Origin of the sequence: Massilia aerilata, from assembly GCF_042656905.1 — a bacterium.
Classification (GTDB): domain Bacteria; phylum Pseudomonadota; class Gammaproteobacteria; order Burkholderiales; family Burkholderiaceae_D; genus Telluria; species Telluria aerilata.
This window is the reverse complement of record NZ_JBHSMZ010000015.1, coordinates 294,611-313,049: the sequence shown is the minus strand read 5'-3', so window position 1 is coordinate 313,049 and position 18,439 is coordinate 294,611. Positions and strand designations below refer to the sequence as shown.

The following is an 18,439-nucleotide window of genomic DNA, read 5'->3' as shown; positions in this document are numbered from 1 at the left end:
GCGGGAACGACGGGCAAGGGATAACACATATGCCCCACGTACCACAAATCAAAATCCCCGCCACCTACATGCGCGGCGGCACCAGCAAAGGCGTCTTCTTCCGCCTGCAGGACCTGCCCGAAGCCGCGCAAGTTCCTGGCGAAGCGCGCGACAAGCTGCTGCTGCGCGTGATCGGCAGCCCCGATCCCTATGCCAAGCAGATCGACGGCATGGGCGGCGCCACCTCGAGCACCAGCAAGACGGTGATCGTGGCGAAGGCCACCCGCCCCGGCCACGACGTCGACTACCTGTTCGGCCAGGTCTCCATCGACAAGCCCTTCGTCGACTGGAGCGGCAACTGCGGCAACCTGTCGGCGGCGATCGGTCCCTATGCGATCAGCAACGGTTTCATTCCCGCGGACCGGATCCCGGAAAACGGCACGGTCACGGTGACGATCTGGCAGGCCAACATTGGCAAGACCATCATCGCCCACGTGCCGGTGACGAACGGCCAGGTCCAGGAAACCGGCGACTTCGAACTGGACGGCGTGACCTTCCCGGCGGCCGAAGTTCAGCTCGAGTTCATGGACCCGGCGGCCGAGGAGGGCGAGGGCGGCGCTGGGGCAAGCAATTCGATGTTCCCGACCGGGCAGCTGGTCGACGAACTCGAGGTGCCGGGCGTCGGCACGCTGAAGGCGACCATGATCAACGCCGGCATCCCGACCATCTTCGTCAACGCTCTGGATGTCGGCTACAAGGGCAGCGAGCTGCAGGACGACATCAACGGCGACCCGAAAGCGCTGGCGATGTTCGAACTGATCCGCGCCCACGGCGCCATGCGCATGGGCCTGATCGCGCATCTGGAAGACGCGGCGCGCCGCCAGCATACGCCCAAGGTGGCCTTCGTCGCCCCGCCGGCGGATTATGTGGCGTCGAGCGGCAAGCGGGTAGCCGCCCAGGACATCGACCTGCTGGTGCGCGCGCTCTCGATGGGCAAGCTGCACCACGCGATGATGGGCACGGCGGCGGTGGCGATCGGCACCGCGGCGGCGATTCCCGGCACCCTGGTCAGCCTGGCCGCCGGCGGCCGCGCCCACGAAGCGGTGCGTTTCGGCCACCCGTCCGGTACCCTGCGCGTCGGCGCCCAGGCCGAGCAGGATGCGCAAAGCGGCGATTGGGCCGTCAAGAAGGCGGTGATGAGCCGCAGCGCCCGTGTGCTGATGGAAGGCTGGGTCCGTGTACCCGGGGACACTTTCTAAGGCTTTCTCACGTCCCTGAGCCCGCCGTACAACACAGCGGGCTTTTTTTTGCTTGTTTGATATTTACTGCTGATTGTTGGTTTATGATTCTTCCCGGAAAAAGAGGTCCGGCGGACGGACCCGCAAAATGGGACAGGGATGGATCGAGTAACGAGCAAACCGGCGATGGTGGCCGAGGCGCTGGCGCTGCTGGCGGCGCCGGCCTGCGCCTGCGATGCGCAGGGGATGATTTGGGCGGCCAACGAGGCCCTCGAGCGGCTGTTCGGCGCGGCGCCGGAGGGGCGACGGCTGCAGGCGCTGTTCTGCGAACGCAGCAGGCCGCAGGCCGGGCATGAGGCCGGGCTGGCGGCGGACGGCGAACGGCGCTGGCGCGGCCTGCTGGCCGCTGGCGGGTGCGAAGTCCCGGTCGAGGTGAGGGCGCGTCCGCTGCCGCCCGCGGCCGGCATCGCCGGCGCGACCTTCGTGTTCGGCGAGCTGCCGGGCGCCCGGCAAGCGCGCGGCGCGGAAGGCGCGCTGCGCAGCGTCCAGCTGGAGCAGGCGGTGGTGCTCGAGCACGCGCCGGTCGGCATCGTCGTCACCCTGCCGCACATGGTCAAGTCCTGCAATCCGCGCATGGCCCACATGCTGGGCTACGAGCCCGACGAGCTGGTGGGGCGGGATCCCGCCGCCTTCTTCGTATCGCAGTCCCAGTACGAGGGCTTCATGGAGCAGGCTGTCGGCGTGCTGACCTCGGGCGAGCTGTTCGAGCGCGACGAGATCCAGCTGCGCCGCCGCGACGGCTCGCTGATCTGGTGCCGCATCCGCGCCAGGGCGGTGGACATGACGGCGCGCGAGGCCGGCACGATCTGGATCCTGGAAGACGTGACGGAAGCGCGCCAGGCGCTGCGTGAAGTGCAGGCGATCATGACCAACGCCTCGATCGGCATTTTCTTCACACGCAACCGCGTGATCACGCGCGCCAACAGCAGCTTCGACCGCATGTTCGGCTATGCGGAAGGCGAAGCGATCGGCAGCCTGACGCGCATCCTGTACGCCGACGACCTGGCCTTCGGCTATCTGGGCGCCGAGGCCTACGCCGTGCTCGGACAGGGCAAGCCCTTCCAGGCCGAGAGCACCATGGTGCGCAAGGACGGCACGCCGATGTGGGTGCGCCTGATCGGCTACGCCATCAACAGCGAAGACCCGGCGCAGGGCACGATCTGGATGATCGAGGACCGCACGCGCCAGAAGTGCGACGAGGAATCGCTGCGCAACGCGGTATTGGAAAACCAGGCCATTCTCGACAACGCGGTGCTCGGCATCGCCGTGGTCGAGAACGGCCGCACGCTGCGCTGCAACCGCAAGATGGAGGAGCTGTTCGGCTGCCAGGCCGGGGCGATCGACGGCGCCAGCGTGCGCGAGCTGTATCCGGACACCGCCAGCTGGGACGAGGCGCGCCGCCAGACCCAGTGCGATTTCGCTTCCGGCCGCGTGCACATGGCCGAATACCACCTGCAGCGGCGCGACGGCACGCGCTTCTGGGCGCGCCTGTCGGGCCGGCCCTTCGACATGGCCCAGCGCGGCGGCCGCAGCGTCTGGCTGATCGACGACGTGACCGCCCAGCGCGAGGCGGCCGACGCCCTGCGCCGCGCGCGTGACGAACTCGAAGTGCGGGTGCAGGAGCGCACCGCCGAGCTGGCCGGCGCCAACCGCCTGCTGCAGGCCGAGATCCTCGAACGCCGCCAGGCCGAGGCGCGGGTCCACCACATGGCTTACCATGACGCCCTGACCGGCCTGCCGAACCGCGCGCTGCTGTCCGAGCGCCTGGATCGGGCGATGCTGGCGGCGCGCCGCGACGGCCGCAAGCTGGCCGTGATGTTCATCGACCTGGACCGCTTCAAGACCATCAACGATTCGCTCGGCCACCTGACCGGCGACCACCTGCTGAAGGAAGTCGCGAACCGCCTGTGCAAGGTGGTGCGCGCGGTCGACACCGTGGCGCGCCTGGGCGGCGACGAGTTCGTGGTGCTGGTGCCGGGCGTGCGCACGCTCGACGAATGCGCGCTGGTCGGCGACAAGATCATCGCCGCGCTGGCCGAGCCGGTGCCCTTCGAGGGCCGCAGCCTGCACATCTCGCCCTCGATCGGCATCTGCCTGTGCCCGGACGACGGTGAGGACGTCGAGACCCTGATGCGCAAGGCCGACGCCGCGATGTACCACGCCAAGGCCTCGGGCCGCAACAACTACCAGTTCTTCGCCGAGCGCATGAACGTGGCGGCGGCGCGCCGTTTCGAGCTCGAGACCAGCCTGCGCGGCGCGCTCGAGCGCGAGGAGTTCACGCTGTTCTACCAGCCCATCGTCGCCACCCGCGACGGCAAGGTGGAGGGCATGGAAGTGCTGCTGCGCTGGCGCCGCCCGGACCATGGCCTGGTCGCGCCGGACGACTTCATTCCCATGCTGGAGGAGAACGGCCTGATCGTGCCGGTCGGCGAATGGGTGATCCGCGCCGCCTGCGAACAGGCGGTGGCCTGGCGCCGGGCCGGCCTGGCGCCGGTGCCGCTGGCGGTCAACCTGTCGGCGCGCCAGTTCATGCACCGCGGCCTGGTGCCGGCGATCCGGCGCACGCTGGAGGACACCGGCATCGAGGCGGCCATGCTGGAATTCGAGATCACCGAGACCGCGCTGATGCAGCACGGCCGCCAGACCCTGGAAACGCTGGAGCAGATCTCGGCGATGGGCATCCGCCTGTCGATCGACGACTTCGGCACCGGCTATTCGAGCCTGGCCTACCTGAAGCGCTTCCCGGTCCACAAGATCAAGATCGACCGCGCCTTCGTGCGCGACCTCGAGACCAGCGGCGAGGACCGCGCGATCGTCGCCGCGATCATGGCGCTCGCCGGCAGCCTGCAGCTGTCGGTGGTGGCGGAAGGGGTGGAGACCGGGGCCCAGCTGGCGCTGCTGCGCGAGCATGGCTGCGACCTGGCGCAAGGTTACCTGTTCGCCAGGCCGGCGGATGCGGCGGAGATGCCGCCGCTGCTAAGAACCTATCCCAGTAGGGAATGAGTCGTTGCTGACGCGCCTGACAAGCGCGTGCGGCGTTGCTCGTCGTTGCATGGCTCGCCATGCGGCCTCCTCGCGCCTGGCCCGCGCTTGCCATGCATCGTCATCAACTTCCTCCTCCCTACTGGGATAGGTTCTAAGCCGGTAAACTAAGCGATCGTCGCGATCACTGGCGTGTGATCCGAAGGCTGCTCCCACTTGCGCGGCTCGCGGTCGATGATGCAGGCGGTGCAGCGCTTCGCCAGGCTGGGCGAGAGCAGGATGTGGTCGATGCGCAGGCCGCGGTTGCGGCGGAAGGCCATCATGCGGTAGTCCCACCAGCTGTACAGCTTTTCCGGCTGCTCGAACAGGCGGAAAGCGTCCGCCAGGCCGAGGCCGAACAGCTCGCCCAGCGCGGCGCGCTCCGGTTCCGAACAGTGGATCGCGCCGGCCCATTCGACCGGGTCGTAGACGTCGCGGTCGTCCGGGGCGATGTTGTAGTCGCCCAGGATCGCGAAATCCGGATGCGCCGCCATCTCTTCCTTGACCCACTCGCGCAGCGCCGCCAGCCAGGCCATTTTATAGGCGAACTTGTCGGAGCCGACCGCCTGGCCGTTGACGACGTAGGCGCAGATGACGCGCACGCCCTGCACGGTGGCGGCGATCAGGCGCTGCTGCTCGTCGGGGAAGTGCGGGTTATTGCGCACCACGTCCGTCAGCGGATGCTTCGAGATGATGGCGACGCCGTTATAGGTCTTCTGGCCGGTGAAGGCGACCTCGTAGCCGGCCGCCTTGATTTCGGCGACCGGGAACTTGTCGTCGGTGAGCTTGGTCTCCTGGAGGCAGAGCACGTCGACCGGATTGGCGGCGAGCCATTGCAGCAGGTGCGGCAGGCGCACTTTCAGGGAGTTGACGTTCCAGGTGGCTAATTTCATGAATGCTTGAGGAGGGAGATGGCAAGACTGCCATTATTACATGGCAGCCGGCCGCCCCGTCCTCAGGGCTGCAGCATCGGCACGTCGTCCTCGTCGGGCGGGATCTCGATCTTGCTGGTCAGCACGCGGTTCAGCCAGGTGCGCGCGGGATTCTCGACGAGGTAGAAGGCGGCGACGCCCAGCGTCAGCGAACCGGCCAGCGCCGGCAGCAGCGGCAGGCCTTCGCGGTGATACAGCATGTAGAAGGGCTGCTGCCAAAGGTAGAGCGAGAACGACCAGACGCCCATCTGGCGCAGCGGCCGGAATTCGAGGATCGTGCGGAACAGGCCCGGGCTGCGGTCCAGCAGGTTGAGCGCCAGCGCGAAGGCGCCGCCGCCGGCGATCAGCATGAAGGCCTGCGGGAGGCGCCACCAGTAGGCGCAGATGCCCCCCACGACCAGCAGCGGCACGGCGAACGCGGGCAGGGCCGGCCGGCGCACGCGGAAAGCAAGCAGCAGGAAGCCCGACACCACGATCCCGAAGGCCATCACTTCCGAATGCAGCCACAGGCCTTTCGGCGCATTTTGTCCGAAGGCGAACCAGTACAGCACGGCGATGACGCCGGCGGCGCCGGCGGTGATCCCGAGCTCGGCCAGGCCGGAGGTCTTCCTGGCCCGGCAGGACAGGGCCAGCAGCGACAGCAGGATGTAGGCATGCTCTTCGACGCTGAGCGATCAGATATGCCCGAGCGGCATGGTCCAGGTCTCGGCGCCGACAAAATAGTTGTTCGTGAAGGTTGCCGCGGACAAGAGCTCGTAGGCGCTGATCTTGCGCCCGGTGACCAGATAGGTCAGAGAGACCACGGCCAGCAGGACCACGACCGAGGGCAGGATGCGGGAAATGCGGCGCCTGTAGAAGATTGGCAGGGGCGCCTTCTCGATGAACAGGATCTTCGACATCAGGAAGCCGGACAGTACGAAGAACAGGCTGACGCCGATGGCGCCGAAGTTCAGGCCAGGAACTGGCAGGAAGTGCCCGATCAGGAGAAACACGATGGCAAGCCCGCGCCAGCCATCGAGATAAGGAATATGGGTTTTCATTGCTGAGCGGCTTATCGTAAAGATAGCAGTGTACTGACTGGCAAGCTGTTGGGCTACCTATCCGTAAAGACTGTTGTGTACCATTCCTCCCACAGTGCATCGCGGCCGGGGCATACCTTCTGTCGGAATTGCTTACAATCCCGGCGATGGATTCTCGCATTAGTCAGTAAGTAATTGATTTTTAATAGAAATAGAAAGAAGGAATGTATTTTGCTTAAATGCTGTTGCCGCATAGAGCATAGTGTTTCCCAGACCAGATAGCGGGGCTGTTGTTTTTATGAAATATTGCTATTAGAAACTATGCACGGTTGCAACAATTTGTAGAGAAAGCAACGTTGATGTCGTAGAATTATTGCTTGATAAGAAAAATATATTTCCTCAGCTCTGGCGAACTCTACCGAACTGTGACAAGATGTAACAATCGCGGCAAGAGAAGGGGCGATTACGTATCTTTTCCCTTTTGGAAGAAAAAGTTGCAGTACGCCAATATAGCTTGTAGTATTTGCATATTTCTTTGAAGTCAAGTATTTCTTGGCAATTCATTGCTTTGATAGGGTTGCCGAAGCCGGCACATTTACCGGCCGCTGGCAGGTGTGTAACGATCGCGGATCCCGCAAGCAGGATTTGCACACAGCTTTTATAAAGGACAGCAATGCGTCAAGCATTCGAAGCATGGGCCCAACGCGATGGCCACATTGTCCGGCGCCGTGAGGACAAGCCGGAAGAGTACCTGGTGTACGAAACCCAGCGCCGCTGGCTGATCTGGCAGGCTGCGCTCGCGCACGGCGCCAAGGCCGTCGACGCGCAGCAGGCCGAGCAGGCACAGAAGTTCGCACCTGCTGAACCCAAGGTCCCGGTCATGCTGGCCGACGAAGCCTCGGTGCGCAACCGCGTGCTGAACGAAGTGCTGGATGCCTTCAGCGAGCTCGACGAGAACGCCGGCATCGAGGGCATCGTCCGGGTCATCCAGAGCCTGAAGAAGAAAAGCCAGTCCCAAAGCCACAGCCAGAGCCAGAGCCAGAGCCAGAGCCGCCAGGTCGAAGAACAGACCTGATGCGCTACCGCCATTACAAGGGCGGGGTGTACGAGCTGGTTTGCGAGGCCGTGCTCGAGGCGGACCATACCCCGGTGATGGTTTACCGGGGCGAGGACGGGCGCGTGTGGGTCCGGCCGAAGGACGTGTTTTTCGAAACGGTCGAGCTGGACGGGGCGCGCCTGCCGCGCTTCGCGCTCATGTCCGCGCCGGCGCTGCCGTAAACAGCGTATGAACAGATTTTTTCTCCGCGCCGTCGCCCCGGCGGCGATCGGCCTGTCCGGCTGCGTCTTCGGCAGCGGCGCCGATGTACTCGATGCGCCCACCCAGCAGGTGGAAGTGCATGCCATCCTCGAGCACCGCGAAGTTGCCGGCGTCGGCTGCCTGCTGGCCAACGACATCGGGCGTTGGTTCGTGGTCGCGCCTGGACGCGTGACGATCACTCGCAGCAGCAAGCCACTGGCTGTCTACTGCAAGCGCGACAAGCTCGGCAGCGCCGAGGAGTGGTGGGGGGCGAATTACCAGGCCAACCGCCTGGTCGGCAACATCCTCTATACCGCCGGTCTTCAGGATTACGTCAACGGCAACTACGCCTACCAGCCGGTCATCACGGTGTTCATGCACCCGGCCAAGCCCGGCGAAGGCGAAAACAATGCGGCGGATCCCGGCTCGCCGGTCTTTTGATTCCCAGTCACAAATCGCGTTGCGACAAAAAAACGGACGCTCCGTAAAGCGTCCGTTTTTATTTGTGTCTGCGTTGCCGCTTACACGCCCGCTTTACACGCGGTTCAACAGGAAGGTCGTCAGCAGCGGCACCGGACGCCCGGTCGCGCCTTTCGATGCGCCCGATTTCCAGGCCGTGCCGGCGATGTCCAGGTGGGCCCAGGTGTAGTTGCGGGTGAAGTTTTCCAGGAAGGCCGCCGCGGTGCACGAAGCGCCGCCCGGGGTGCCGATGTTGGCCAGGTCGGCGAAGTTCGACTTCAGCTGCTCGTTGTACTGTTCGCCGATCGGCAGGCGCCAGGCGGTGTCGCCGGCCTGCTTGCCGGCGTCCATCAGCTCGTCGGCCAGGGCGTTGTGGATGTCGTCGTGGCGGGTGAACAGGCCCGAATTGTGGTGGCCCAGGGCGACGATGCAGGCGCCGGTCAGGGTCGCGACATTGACCACGGCGGCCGGCTTGAAGCGCTCGGCGTAGGTCAGGGCGTCGGCCAGCACCAGGCGGCCTTCGGCATCGGTATTCAGGATCTCGATGGTGAGACCGTTCATCGCGGTGACGATGTCGCCCGGCTTGGTGGCGCGGCCGGACGGCATGTTCTCGCAGGCGGCGACGATGCCGACCACGTTCAGCTTGAGGTTCATTTCGCCGATCGCGCGGAAGGTGCCCAGCACCGAGCCGGCGCCGCCCATGTCGTATTTCATCTCGTCCATGCCGGGACCCGGCTTCAGCGAAATGCCGCCGCTGTCGAAGGTGATGCCCTTGCCGATCAGGACCACCGGGGCTTCGTTCTTCTTGCCGCCGTTGTGCTTCAGGACGATGAACTTGGGCGGCTCTTCGCTGCCGCGGGTGACCGACAGGAAGCTGCCCATCTTCAGGGCTTCGAGCTGCTTGCGGTCCAGGACTTCGATGTCGAAGCCGTAGTCGGCGCCCAGCTTCTTGGCGGTATTCGCCAGGTAGGTCGGGGTGCAGACGTTCGGCGACAGGTTGCCCAGTTCCTTGGTCAGGCCCATGCCGTTGGCGATCGCCTGGGCCTGGGCCAGCACGGCCTTCACTTGCGGGGTCGCCTGCGGGACTGCGATGGCCAGCTTGCGCACGCCGGTCGGCGCCGGATCCTTCTTGCTCTTCTGGCCGTCGGTGCGGAATTCGGCGTCGGCAGCGGCGACCACGATGCTGCGCACGGACCAGGCCAGGTCGCGCTCTTTCACATTCTCGACCGGGAATGCGATAATGGCATCCTGCGCACCGAGGGTGGCGAAGGTTTTCAGGGCGCTGGTGACGGCGCTGGCGAAACTCTTCTCGCTCACGGCTTCGTCGGCGCCCATGCCCACCAGCAGCACGCGGGCGGCGGAGACGCCGGCCACGCCGCGCAGCAGCAGGGTGGTGCCGGCCTTGCCGGAGATGTCACCCGACTTGACGGCGGCAGCAATCTCGCCGTTCAGGTCGAGGGCTTTGGCGGCCTCCGACAGTTTCTTGTTCTCGAACACAGCGACTGCGATGCAGCCCGATTTGGCTGCCGTCAGCGTGTTTTTTGTGTCGAATGCTTTTATGCTAAAGTCCATTGGGTTCTCCCTGTTAGTGCCTAACCTGCAATTATAACGATCGAATGATTTTCCGACGCGCCCTACAGCGTGAAATGGCCAGCGTGGCCGGCGCAAGCTTCACCGTCCTGTTTTCCATTCTCGTCACCTGGACCCTGATCTCCATTCTCGGCAAGGCCGCGGGCGGGAAGGTGGCGTCGGGCGACGTGCTTGCGCTCATCGCTTTTGCGGTGCTGAATTATCTGCCAACTATCCTGATCCTCACCAGCTTTATTTCGGTGCTGGTCGTGATCACGCGCAGCTACCGCGATTCCGAGATGGTCGTCTGGTTTGCCTCCGGCCAGTCGCTGACGCGCTGGATCTCGCCGGTGCTCGTGTTCAGCCTGCCCCTGGCGATCCTGGTGGCTGTCATCTCGCTGGTGGCCATCCCCTGGGCCCAGCTCAAGAGCAACGAGTTCACCGAGCGCTTCGAAAAGCGCGAAGACCTGCAGCGCGTGGCGCCCGGCCAGTTTCGCGAATCGGCCGCCGCCGACCGCGTGTTCTTCGTCGAGAGTTCGGCCGCGCGCTCGTCGACGGTGGTGCAGAACGTGTTCGTCAACACCGTCGACCAGGGCGTCACCACCACCGTCGTCGCCAAGGAAGGGCAGATCGAACCTGACGGCAAGGGCGGCCAGTACCTGGTGCTGAAAAACGGCCGCCGCTACCAGGGCACGCCGGGCAAGCCCGACTTCCAGGCCATGGAGTTCGAGCGCTACCGCATGCGCGTCGCGACCCAGGCACCGGTGATGGGCGACCTGAAGGTGCAGGGCATGTCGACGGCGGCGCTGATCGCGATGCCGCGCAACCCGTATGCCGACGCCGAGCTCCAGTACCGCCTCACCTGGCCGATCATGTGCGTGGTGCTGATGCTGCTGGCGATCCCGCTCGGCTTCGTCAACCCGCGCGCCGGCGCCTCCGCCAACCTGATCCTGGCGCTGCTGATCTTCTTCACCTACCTGAACCTGACGAAGGCCGCCGAGCAGGCCGTCAAGCAGGCCAAGGTCGGCTTCGGCATGGCCTGGTGGCCGCTGCACGCATTGGTGCTGCTGGCCGCGCTGGCCCTGTTCGCCTGGCGCCTGAACATCCACCACCGCTGGCATCCGCTGTTGCTGGCGAATGCCTGGAAGCGCCGCCGCCTGTTGCAGAGCGCCGCCGTGAAGGAGGGCGCGAAATGAAGATCCTCGAACGCTACTTCTTCGTCAACATCGCCCAGGCCGTGGCCTTCGTGCTGGTGGCCTTCCTGGCGCTGGCCGCCTTCATGGACCTGACCGGCGAGCTGCCGGCGGTGGGCAAGGGCGGCTACATGATCCAGCACGCGCTGCTCTACGTGCTGATGCTGGTGCCTGGTAACATGTACCGCGTGATGCCGATCGCGGCGCTGCTCGGCACCATCTACACGATGGCGCAGTTCGCCCAGACCTCCGAGTTCACGATCATGCGCGCATCCTCGATGTCGACCCGGATGGCGGGTGGGATCCTTTTCAAGATCGGCATCGTGTTCGTGGTCCTCACCTTCATCTTCGGCGAATTGATCACGCCGCGCACCGCGCCGCTGGCCGAGCGCCTGCGCCTGTCGGCCAAGGGCGCGACCCTGTCGGCCGAATTCCGCTCCGGGATGTGGACCAAGGACACCATCCACGAGGGCGGCCAGAAAGGTCCCGTTACGGGTTCGCGCTTCTTCAATGCGCGCCAGATCAGCGCCGACGGCAAGCTGCTCGACGTCCGTCTGTACGAGTTCGACAACAGCATGCGCATGCGCAGCCTGATCACGGCCGCCAGCGCCGTCTTCAGCGGCAACCACACCTGGCGCCTGCAGGACGTGACCGAGACCCAGTTCACCAACAGCCGCACCCTGCCGGCGCCGGGCACGCCGCTGCCGAACGGCCAGACCATCCAGAACCGCTTCGGCCAGGATACCGCCGCCGTCGGCACGCGCAAGCTGGCCTCGCTCGACCTGGAATCGGAGATCACGCCGAAGATCCTGTCGGTGTCGCGCTCGGACCCGGAACGCATGTCGGCCAACGAACTGGCGGTCTACACGCGCCACCTTGCCGAGAACCGCCAGGAGACGGAACGCTTCAAGATCGCCTTCTGGCGCAAGCTGATCGCCCCGCTGTCGATTTTCGTGATGATGGCGCTGGCGCTGCCCTTCGGCTACCTGCAGGTGCGCAGCGGCGGCGTCAGCTTCAAGATCTTCATCGGCATCATGCTCGGCGTGAGCTTCATGTTGGTCGACAATCTGTTCTCGCACATCGGCATGCTGTCGACCTGGCCGGCCTTCATGACGGCGGCGGCGCCAAGCCTGCTGTATCTGCTGCTCGGGCTCGGGGCCTTGCGCTGGGTCGAGCGGCATTAGGAATCCACCATGGAACGCGCCCTGATCCTGTTCGCACATGGCGCCCGCGCCGCATCCTGGGCGGCGCCCTTCCAGCGCCTGCGCGACCTGACCGCCCAACAAAGGCCGGACCTGGCCGTCTCGCTGGCCTTCCTCGAGCTGATGACGCCCAGCCTGCCGGACGAAGCGGCGGCCCTGGTTGCGCAGGGCGTACGCGAAATCGTCATCGTTCCCATCTTCCTGGGGCAGGGCGGGCACCTGCTGCGCGACCTGCCGCGCCTGCTCGACGAACTGCATGCGGCGCATCCCGGCATCGCGTTTTCGACCGTGCCCGCGGTCGGCGAAGACCCGGCCGTGCTGGCGGCGATGGCGGCCTACTGCGTCTCTTCGTTGCCGCATTAACAGCTTATCGTGTTCGTTAACTCCGTTGTTTCAGATGCAATTCTTTCTGCAAACTCCATTGTTTCCAGGCTAATCTTTTGTTGCTTCCAGGCGATATTTCTGTGCGGGAAGTAATTTCCTCATTGCATTTCAAGTTGCCGTAGGGAATCATGGTCATCCATGAGCCGCGCGCGCCGCCGCGCGGTAGCTCTCGATGACGACCATGACCACTCCCTCGACCACGATTTACGTCCGCCCCAGCTGGGGCATCGCCACCTGGACCTATGCCGGCGCCACCATGCCGTCCGGCGCCGCGTCGAGCGCGGTGAGCGCGGTGTCCTTCGACGTTACGAGCATCCTCGGGCAGCAGCTGACACGCGGCGAGCTGCAGTACAGCTTCGACAACGGCAAGACCTGGAACGCCTATGCGGTGGCGGTCGACGGCCAGGGCGCCTACGTCCCGGCAGCGGGCACGCTGTGGCGCTTCCTCGACCACAGCGCCGACACGGCGACGCCGAACACCTTCAGCGCCCACTACAAGCTGGCGGACGGCAGCGTGGTCAGTGCCGACAACACGGTCATCCCGGATAACCCGCCGGCCAGCCTGATCGGCGAGAACAGCACCATGTTCTCGACCCTCCAGGCAGGCGCCGTGGTCGACCTGCTGTCCCCGGTCGATACCGGCTCCCTGACCGGCGGGCGCTGGGTGATCGACAGCCAGTCGCAGCCCGGCCTGTTCTCGATTGCCTACAATCCGGCCACCGACAACGCGGCGCGCCTGGTCATCGCCGACGCCGGCAAGCTGCCGCTGACCGGCCTGTCGGCAGCAGTGACGGTCCATTACTACGACCGCGCCCAGCTCGACACCAACGGCAACCCGATCGCCGGCCAGGGCGTCACCCGCACCCTGGGCTACACGGTGCAGGACGGCGCCACCCACGAGCTGACGGGCTTCGGCGACGACATCAAGCTGGGCGCGGCCGCCAATGCCTGGACCGCCAATCCGGCGCTGGCCAGGCTCTCGACCGGCGGCTTCGTCGCCGTCTGGCAGGGCAGCGATACGGTGGCGGGCGGCGCAGGCGCCGGCCTGTGGGCCCAGCTGCGCGACGCAAGCGGCGCGGCCAGCGGTACGGCCTTCGCGCTGACCCCGAACGGCGACGCCGGCATCGAAGGCGAGCCGGCGGTGGCGGCGCTGTCTGGCGGCCGCTTCGTGGTCGCCTATTCCGTCAACGAGGGCGGCGCAAACCGCATCGCCTACCGCGTGGTCGAGGCCAACGGCAGCGCCGGCGCCGAGCACGTGCTCGACAACGGCGCCAGCGGCGACGCCGCCATGCCCACCGTCGCCACCCTGGCCGACGGCTCCTTCGCGCTCGGCTGGCGCAGCGGCGGCACGGTCCACGTGCAGCAGGCGGCGGCGGACGGCAGCCTGACGGGCGGCCAGCAGGTCTACGGCGTGCTGTCCTCGGCCTTCAGCCCGAGCATCGCCGCCCTGAAAGCAGGCGGCTACATCGTGTCCTGGGGCGAGATCAACGACGGCAACGTCTACGCGGCCACCAGCGCGTCGGGCCAGGCCTTCGTCGTCAACGGCGACGGCTATGCCGCCAGCCTGGCGACCGCCGCGCCGCTGCCGCACGCCACCACGCTCGCCAACGGCAACGTCGTCGTCGCCTGGGACAGCTACGTCAACGCGCCCTTCGGCTTCGCCGGCAGCGACGTCTTCTTCCAGGTCTACGACAGCGCCGGCCACGCGCTGGGCGCCCCGGTGCAGGCCAACCTGGCAGGCGGCAGCGGGCATTATGACGCGGCGGTGACGGCGCTGTCCGACGGCAGCTTCGTGGTCGCCTGGCAGGCGGAGAGCGGCGACTACGACGGCGCCGGCATCTTCGGCCGCCGCTTCGGCTTTGATGGCAGCGCCATCGATCAGCAGGAATTCGCGATCAACCAGATGCGCGCCGGCGACCAGACCGGGCCCGACCTGGTGGCCCTGGCCAACGGCGGCTTTGCCGCGGCCTGGGTCGACAGCCAGGGCGGCAATGTGTCGGTCGAAGCGCGCGTGTACAGCGCGGCCGGCGTTCCGGCGGCCGGCGCTCCGGCGGCCGGCGCTCCGGCGGCCGGCGCTCCGGTTGCGGGCGCGGATGCCGGCCCGGTACAGGGCGGCACCGAGGTGTCGGCCGCGGGCAGCAGCGCCGGCAATCCTGCGCCTGTCGTGACCACGCCGGTGGTGATCCCGCCGGTGGTGACGCCCCCAGTTGTGACGGCCCCGGTCGTGACGGCGCCGAGTACGCCCGTGGCGACCTCGCCCAGCGTGCCGGCCCAGTCCAGCGTGGTCGGGACGGCCGGCAACAACGTGATGGCGGCAAGCGGCGCCGGCGGCCTGCTGGATGGGAAGGAGGGAATCGACACGGTGCTCTTCGGCAGCCAGCGCAGCCTGTATTCGCTGTCCAACGATGGCACCAAGGTCTCGGTCTACGACTACAGCAACGGCAGTACGACCACGCTGGCCAATGTCGAGCGCCTGCAGTTCAGCGACCAGAACGTGGCGCTGGACATCGACGGCAATGCCGGCGAAGCCTACCGCCTGTACCAGGCCGCCTTCAACCGCACCCCGGACAAGGCCGGCCTGGGCTACTGGATCGAGGCGCTGGACAAGGGCAACAGCCTGCAAAACGTGGCGCACAGCTTCGTCGACAGCGCGGAATTCGCCAGCCTATACGGCGCGAATACGAGCGACGCCCAGTACCTGACGGCGCTCTACCAGAATGTGCTGCACCGCACGCCGGACGCCTCGGGCTACGAATTCTGGATGCACGCCATGCAGATCGCGCTGCGCGCCGAAGTGCTGGTCGACTTCAGCGAAAGCGTGGAAAACCAGGCGCAGGTGATCGGCGCGATCGAGCACGGGATCGGCTATGCGCCCTGGCTGGGCTAAAACTTATCGTGGGGTGGACACCCCGTACCTTAATCGGGGCGCTGGTGCACGCGGCGTTGCAAGGCTTCGCCGATCATCACCAGTACCGGACCGTGGGCGGTCTCGAGGCCGTGCGCCAGGTCCGCGAGGGTCAGGCGCAGGATGCGCTGGTCGGGACGGCTGCAGTTTTCGATGACCACCACCGGCAGTTCGGGACGGCGGCCCAGCGCCAGCAGGCGCTCGGCGGTGGCGGCGGCTTCGCGTCCGCCCATGTACTGCACCATGGTGTCGGTCGCGGGAAGCGCGGCATGTTCGGGCTCGTCCGGCGCGGTGCTGGAAGTGAAAAAGGCGACGCTGCGCGCCACGCCGCGCTTGGTGAGCGGCTGCCTGGTCGCTGCTGCCGCGGCCACCGCGGTGGTGATGCCGGGGACGACTTCGACGTCGATGCCGGCTTCCTCGAGCGCGCGCAGTTCCTCGTCCGCGCGGCCGAACAGCATCGGGTCGCCGCCTTTCAGGCGCACCACCATCTTGTAGCGCCGCGCGCACTCGACCAGCTGTTCATTGATGTGGACCTGGGCGGTGGAGCGCTGGCCGGAGCGCTTGCCGACCGAGATCTTCTCGGCCCGGGCGCACAGTTCCAGCATGTCGGGGGTGACCAGGGCGTCGTAGAGCACGACCTCGGCCTGCGCCAGCAGGCGCGCGCCGCGTACGGTGATGAGGTCGGCTGCGCCGGGACCGGCTCCTATTAGATATACCTTGCCCAGCGCTGGCATAGCTTCCTTCGATATCGTCGTTCCCGCGGAGGCGGGAACCCAGGTTGGACGCGTCTCGTTATCTCATGCAGAACTTGGGTTCCCGCCTTCGCGGGAACGACGTTCATGCTTCACGGGAACGACGTTCATGCTTCACGGGCCGACGGGTTACGCGTCCAGTCGAATCATACCCGCAGCCACCGTCTGGTGCGTCACTTCATCGATCAGGATGAACGCCCCGGTCGCCCGAATATCCTCATACGCATCCGCCGCCAGCGGCTGCTGCACCGTCAGTTCGATGCGCGCGATGTCGTTCAGCTTCAGGCCCTCGGCGGCATGGCGCTGCTGGGTATTCACGTCCAGGATGTTCTCGATCGCCTTCACCTTGGCCATGGTCTGGCGGGTGCCGTGCTTGATCCAGTACTTGCGGCGCAGGTCCAGCGGCTCGTCGGCCATCCAGCAGACGTCGGCTTTCACCTGCTTGAGCAGGGTGGCCGGCTGCGCCGCCCCGGCCAGCACGTCGCCGCGCGAGACGTCCACGTATTCGTTCAGCAGCAGCGTGATCGACTGGCCGGCCACGGCGGTCTGCAGGCTGCCGTCGAAGGTCTGGATTTCCTTGACCGTGGCTTCGACGCCGGAGGGCTGCACCACCAGCTTGTCGCCCCTTGAGACCTTGCCCGATTCGATGCGGCCCATGTAGCCGCGGAAGTCGTTCGCTTCGTGGCCGTTGTGGCGCGCCACCAGCTGCACCGGGAAGCGGAACGGCGCGTCGTGGGCTTCGTCGTAGACGCTGACCGATTCCAGCAGCTCGATCAGGGTCGGGCCTTGGTACCACGCCATCTTGTCGCCACGCTCGACCACGTTGTCGCCGGCCAGCGCCGACAGCGGGATCGCGGTGATGTCCTTCAGGCCCAGGCTGCGCGCAAACTCCGTGTACGCGCCGACGATACGATCGTAGACGCGCTGGTCGTAGTTCACCAGGTCCATCTTGTTGACGGCCACGATCACGTGCTCGATCTGCAGCAGCCTGGCGATGGTCGAATGGCGCTTGGTCTGGGTCAGCAGCTCTACCGAGCCGTCGTCGCCGAGTTTGACCTTGGAGACGTCGACCAGGATGATGACGGCGTCCGCGGTCGAGGCGCCGGTCACCATGTTGCGGGTGTACTGCTCGTGGCCGGGGGTGTCGGCGATGATGAACTTGCGCTTGGGCGTCGCGAAGTAGCGGTAGGCGACGTCGATGGTGATGCCCTGTTCGCGCTCGGCTTCCAGGCCGTCGGTTAACAAGGATAAGTCGATCGTGTCGCCCACGGTGCGCTTGTGCTTCGAGCGCGAGACGGCGGCCAATTGGTCCGCGAAGATGCCCTTGCTGTCGAACAGCAGGCGGCCGATCAGGGTGCTCTTGCCGTCGTCGACGGAGCCGGCGGTGATGAAGCGCAGCAGCGAGGCTTGTCCGCTCTGGTCCGCGGCGTGATTCAGTTCGTTCGAGGTGACGGCGTTCATCAGAAATATCCTTGCTTCTTGCGTTTTTCCATCGACGCTTCCGAGGTCTGGTCGTCCATGCGGGTCGCGCCGCGCTCGGTGATCTGGGTGATGGCGGTTTCGGCGATGATGTCGAGCGGGTTGGCGGCAGTCGAGGCCACCGGGCAGGTGCAGGAGATGTCGCCGACGGTACGGAAGCGAACCGTTTGCGTTTCGACCGTTTCGCCTTCGCGGGCCGGGGTCAGCGGGGTCAGCGGCACCAGCAGGCCGTTGCGCGGGATCACCTGACGCTGGTGCGCATAATAGATCGGGGGGAGGGCCAGCTTTTCGCGGGCGATGTACTGCCAGACGTCGAGTTCGGTCCAGTTCGAGATCGGGAACACGCGCATGTTCTCGCCGGCGTGGACGCGGGTGTTATACAGGTCCCACAGTTCCGGGCGCTGCGCTTTCGGGTCCCACTGGCCGAATTCGTCGCGGAAGGAGAAGATGCGTTCCTTGGCGCGCGCCTTTTCCTCGTCGCGGCGGGCGCCGCCGATGCAGGCGTCGAAGCCGTGCTCGGCAATGGTTTCCAGCAGGGTCACGGCCTGGGCCGCGTTGCGCGAGTCCGTCGCCGGGTTGCGCAGGCGCACCGTGCCCTTCCTGATCGAGTCCTCGACCGAGCCGACGATCAGGCGCTCGCCCAGTTCCGCCACGCGCGCATCGCGGAAGGCGATTACTTCGTCGAAGTTGTGGCCGGTGTCGATGTGGACCAGCGGGAAGGGGAATTGTCCCGGGCGGAAGGCCTTTTCGGCCAGGCGCAGCAGCACCACGGAATCCTTGCCGCCCGAGAACAGCAGGGCAGGGTTGCTGCATTCGGCCGCCACTTCGCGCAGGATGTGGATCGCTTCCGATTCGAGGGCATCGAGGTGGCGCGCATTCACGTCGCCAAGGGTCCCAGGAGTATCAGTAAAAGTCGTCATGATGGCTGTGCCTGTTTTGCAGTGGAAGCG

The 18,439-nt window shown here is 66.0% G+C and carries 16 protein-coding genes; 9 read left to right on the top strand and 7 right to left on the bottom strand.

Features of this window, described 5'->3' with window-relative positions; genetic code table 11:
* The first annotated feature begins 29 nt into the window (after nucleotides 1-29).
* Together prpF and ACFPO9_RS19065 are read left to right on the top strand one after the other, a co-directional pair.
* Nucleotides 30-1,238, top strand: a complete 1,209-nt coding sequence (gene prpF, locus ACFPO9_RS19070) for a 2-methylaconitate cis-trans isomerase PrpF (RefSeq protein WP_379773494.1) — start codon at nucleotides 30-32, stop codon at nucleotides 1,236-1,238.
* Between the two features lie 138 nt (nucleotides 1,239-1,376).
* Nucleotides 1,377-4,280 carry an EAL domain-containing protein gene (locus ACFPO9_RS19065; protein WP_379773492.1) on the top strand — a complete coding sequence of 968 codons (2,904 nt, stop codon included), beginning with the start codon at nucleotides 1,377-1,379 and terminating at the stop codon, nucleotides 4,278-4,280.
* A 146-nt stretch (nucleotides 4,281-4,426) separates the two neighbouring features.
* On the opposite strand, the gene xth is transcribed toward ACFPO9_RS19065, so the two are convergent.
* The 3 genes from xth to ACFPO9_RS19050 all read right to left on the bottom strand — a co-directional run bounded on the left by xth (nucleotide 4,427) and on the right by ACFPO9_RS19050 (nucleotide 6,270).
* On the bottom strand, nucleotides 4,427-5,191 hold the full coding sequence (gene xth / locus ACFPO9_RS19060) for an exodeoxyribonuclease III (protein ID WP_379773489.1): 765 nt from the start codon (nucleotides 5,189-5,191) through the stop codon (nucleotides 4,427-4,429).
* Between the two features lie 62 nt (nucleotides 5,192-5,253).
* The gene (locus ACFPO9_RS19055; RefSeq protein ID WP_379773486.1) at nucleotides 5,254-5,781 is read right to left on the bottom strand and encodes an acyltransferase family protein; all 528 of its coding nucleotides are present in this window, start codon (nucleotides 5,779-5,781) and stop codon (nucleotides 5,254-5,256) included.
* A gap of 123 nt (nucleotides 5,782-5,904) precedes the next feature.
* Complete coding sequence (locus tag ACFPO9_RS19050) at nucleotides 5,905-6,270, bottom strand: acyltransferase family protein (protein WP_379773483.1); 366 nt, start codon at nucleotides 6,268-6,270, stop codon at nucleotides 5,905-5,907.
* 652 nt (nucleotides 6,271-6,922) lie between these two features.
* On the opposite strand from ACFPO9_RS19050, the gene ACFPO9_RS19045 reads away from it, so the two are divergent.
* Genes ACFPO9_RS19045 through ACFPO9_RS19035 form a run of 3 tightly spaced genes read left to right on the top strand, consistent with a single transcriptional unit; the run spans nucleotide 6,923 to nucleotide 7,987 of the window.
* Nucleotides 6,923-7,324, top strand: coding sequence for a hypothetical protein (locus tag ACFPO9_RS19045; RefSeq protein ID WP_379773480.1), 402 nt, complete (start codon nucleotides 6,923-6,925; stop codon nucleotides 7,322-7,324).
* The gene (locus ACFPO9_RS19040; RefSeq protein ID WP_379773477.1) at nucleotides 7,324-7,527 is read left to right on the top strand and encodes a DUF1653 domain-containing protein; all 204 of its coding nucleotides are present in this window, start codon (nucleotides 7,324-7,326) and stop codon (nucleotides 7,525-7,527) included. The genes ACFPO9_RS19045 and ACFPO9_RS19040 overlap by 1 nt, the downstream gene beginning before the upstream one ends.
* 7 nt (nucleotides 7,528-7,534) lie before the next feature.
* Entirely contained in the window at nucleotides 7,535-7,987 is a 453-nt protein-coding gene (locus tag ACFPO9_RS19035) for a hypothetical protein (protein WP_379773474.1), read from the top strand.
* 93 nt (nucleotides 7,988-8,080) lie between these two features.
* Here ACFPO9_RS19035 and ACFPO9_RS19030 read toward each other — a convergent pair whose 3' ends face one another.
* A complete protein-coding gene (locus ACFPO9_RS19030) occupies nucleotides 8,081-9,577 on the bottom strand; it encodes a leucyl aminopeptidase (RefSeq protein WP_379773471.1) in 1,497 nt (498 codons plus the stop codon).
* A gap of 44 nt (nucleotides 9,578-9,621) precedes the next feature.
* On the opposite strand from ACFPO9_RS19030, the gene lptF reads away from it, so the two are divergent.
* From lptF to ACFPO9_RS19010, 4 genes are all read left to right on the top strand, one after another.
* Nucleotides 9,622-10,770 (top strand): LPS export ABC transporter permease LptF, encoded by a 1,149-nt coding sequence (gene lptF / locus ACFPO9_RS19025; RefSeq protein ID WP_379773468.1) that lies wholly within the window; start codon nucleotides 9,622-9,624, stop codon nucleotides 10,768-10,770.
* Nucleotides 10,767-11,951, top strand: coding sequence for an LPS export ABC transporter permease LptG (gene lptG / locus ACFPO9_RS19020; protein WP_379773465.1), 1,185 nt, complete (start codon nucleotides 10,767-10,769; stop codon nucleotides 11,949-11,951). Before lptF ends, lptG begins: the two co-directional genes overlap by 4 nt.
* A 9-nt stretch (nucleotides 11,952-11,960) precedes the next feature.
* Complete coding sequence (locus ACFPO9_RS19015; protein ID WP_379773462.1) at nucleotides 11,961-12,332, top strand: sirohydrochlorin chelatase; 372 nt, start codon at nucleotides 11,961-11,963, stop codon at nucleotides 12,330-12,332.
* Between the two features lie 202 nt (nucleotides 12,333-12,534).
* Nucleotides 12,535-15,240, top strand: a complete 2,706-nt coding sequence (locus tag ACFPO9_RS19010; protein ID WP_379773459.1) for a DUF4214 domain-containing protein — start codon at nucleotides 12,535-12,537, stop codon at nucleotides 15,238-15,240.
* Nucleotides 15,241-15,269: 29 nt separating this feature from the next.
* Here the strand turns inward: ACFPO9_RS19010 and cobA are convergent, their stop codons facing one another.
* From cobA to cysD, 3 genes are all read right to left on the bottom strand, one after another.
* Nucleotides 15,270-15,992: a uroporphyrinogen-III C-methyltransferase gene (gene cobA / locus ACFPO9_RS19005; RefSeq protein ID WP_379773456.1), complete on the bottom strand. Its 723-nt coding sequence runs from the start codon at nucleotides 15,990-15,992 to the stop codon at nucleotides 15,270-15,272.
* A 147-nt stretch (nucleotides 15,993-16,139) separates the two neighbouring features.
* Nucleotides 16,140-17,471, bottom strand: a complete 1,332-nt coding sequence (locus ACFPO9_RS19000; RefSeq protein ID WP_379773454.1) for a sulfate adenylyltransferase subunit 1 — start codon at nucleotides 17,469-17,471, stop codon at nucleotides 16,140-16,142.
* A complete protein-coding gene (gene cysD / locus ACFPO9_RS18995) occupies nucleotides 17,471-18,409 on the bottom strand; it encodes a sulfate adenylyltransferase subunit CysD (RefSeq protein ID WP_379773452.1) in 939 nt (312 codons plus the stop codon). Before cysD ends, ACFPO9_RS19000 begins: the two co-directional genes overlap by 1 nt.
* Nucleotides 18,410-18,439 lie beyond the last annotated feature (30 nt).

Coding starts and splice junctions, on each gene's coding strand:
- prpF (WP_379773494.1), top strand. CDS start 30: ATGCCCCACGTACCACAAATCAAAATCCCCGCCACCTACATGCGCGGC.
- ACFPO9_RS19065 (WP_379773492.1), top strand. CDS start 1,377: ATGGATCGAGTAACGAGCAAACCGGCGATGGTGGCCGAGGCGCTGGCG.
- xth (WP_379773489.1), bottom strand. CDS start 5,191: ATGAAATTAGCCACCTGGAACGTCAACTCCCTGAAAGTGCGCCTGCCG.
- ACFPO9_RS19050 (WP_379773483.1), bottom strand. CDS start 6,270: ATGAAAACCCATATTCCTTATCTCGATGGCTGGCGCGGGCTTGCCATC.
- ACFPO9_RS19045 (WP_379773480.1), top strand. CDS start 6,923: ATGCGTCAAGCATTCGAAGCATGGGCCCAACGCGATGGCCACATTGTC.
- ACFPO9_RS19040 (WP_379773477.1), top strand. CDS start 7,324: ATGCGCTACCGCCATTACAAGGGCGGGGTGTACGAGCTGGTTTGCGAG.
- ACFPO9_RS19035 (WP_379773474.1), top strand. CDS start 7,535: ATGAACAGATTTTTTCTCCGCGCCGTCGCCCCGGCGGCGATCGGCCTG.
- ACFPO9_RS19030 (WP_379773471.1), bottom strand. CDS start 9,577: ATGGACTTTAGCATAAAAGCATTCGACACAAAAAACACGCTGACGGCA.
- lptF (WP_379773468.1), top strand. CDS start 9,622: ATGATTTTCCGACGCGCCCTACAGCGTGAAATGGCCAGCGTGGCCGGC.
- lptG (WP_379773465.1), top strand. CDS start 10,767: ATGAAGATCCTCGAACGCTACTTCTTCGTCAACATCGCCCAGGCCGTG.
- ACFPO9_RS19015 (WP_379773462.1), top strand. CDS start 11,961: ATGGAACGCGCCCTGATCCTGTTCGCACATGGCGCCCGCGCCGCATCC.
- ACFPO9_RS19010 (WP_379773459.1), top strand. CDS start 12,535: ATGACCACTCCCTCGACCACGATTTACGTCCGCCCCAGCTGGGGCATC.
- cobA (WP_379773456.1), bottom strand. CDS start 15,992: ATGCCAGCGCTGGGCAAGGTATATCTAATAGGAGCCGGTCCCGGCGCA.
- ACFPO9_RS19000 (WP_379773454.1), bottom strand. CDS start 17,471: ATGAACGCCGTCACCTCGAACGAACTGAATCACGCCGCGGACCAGAGC.
- cysD (WP_379773452.1), bottom strand. CDS start 18,409: ATGACGACTTTTACTGATACTCCTGGGACCCTTGGCGACGTGAATGCG.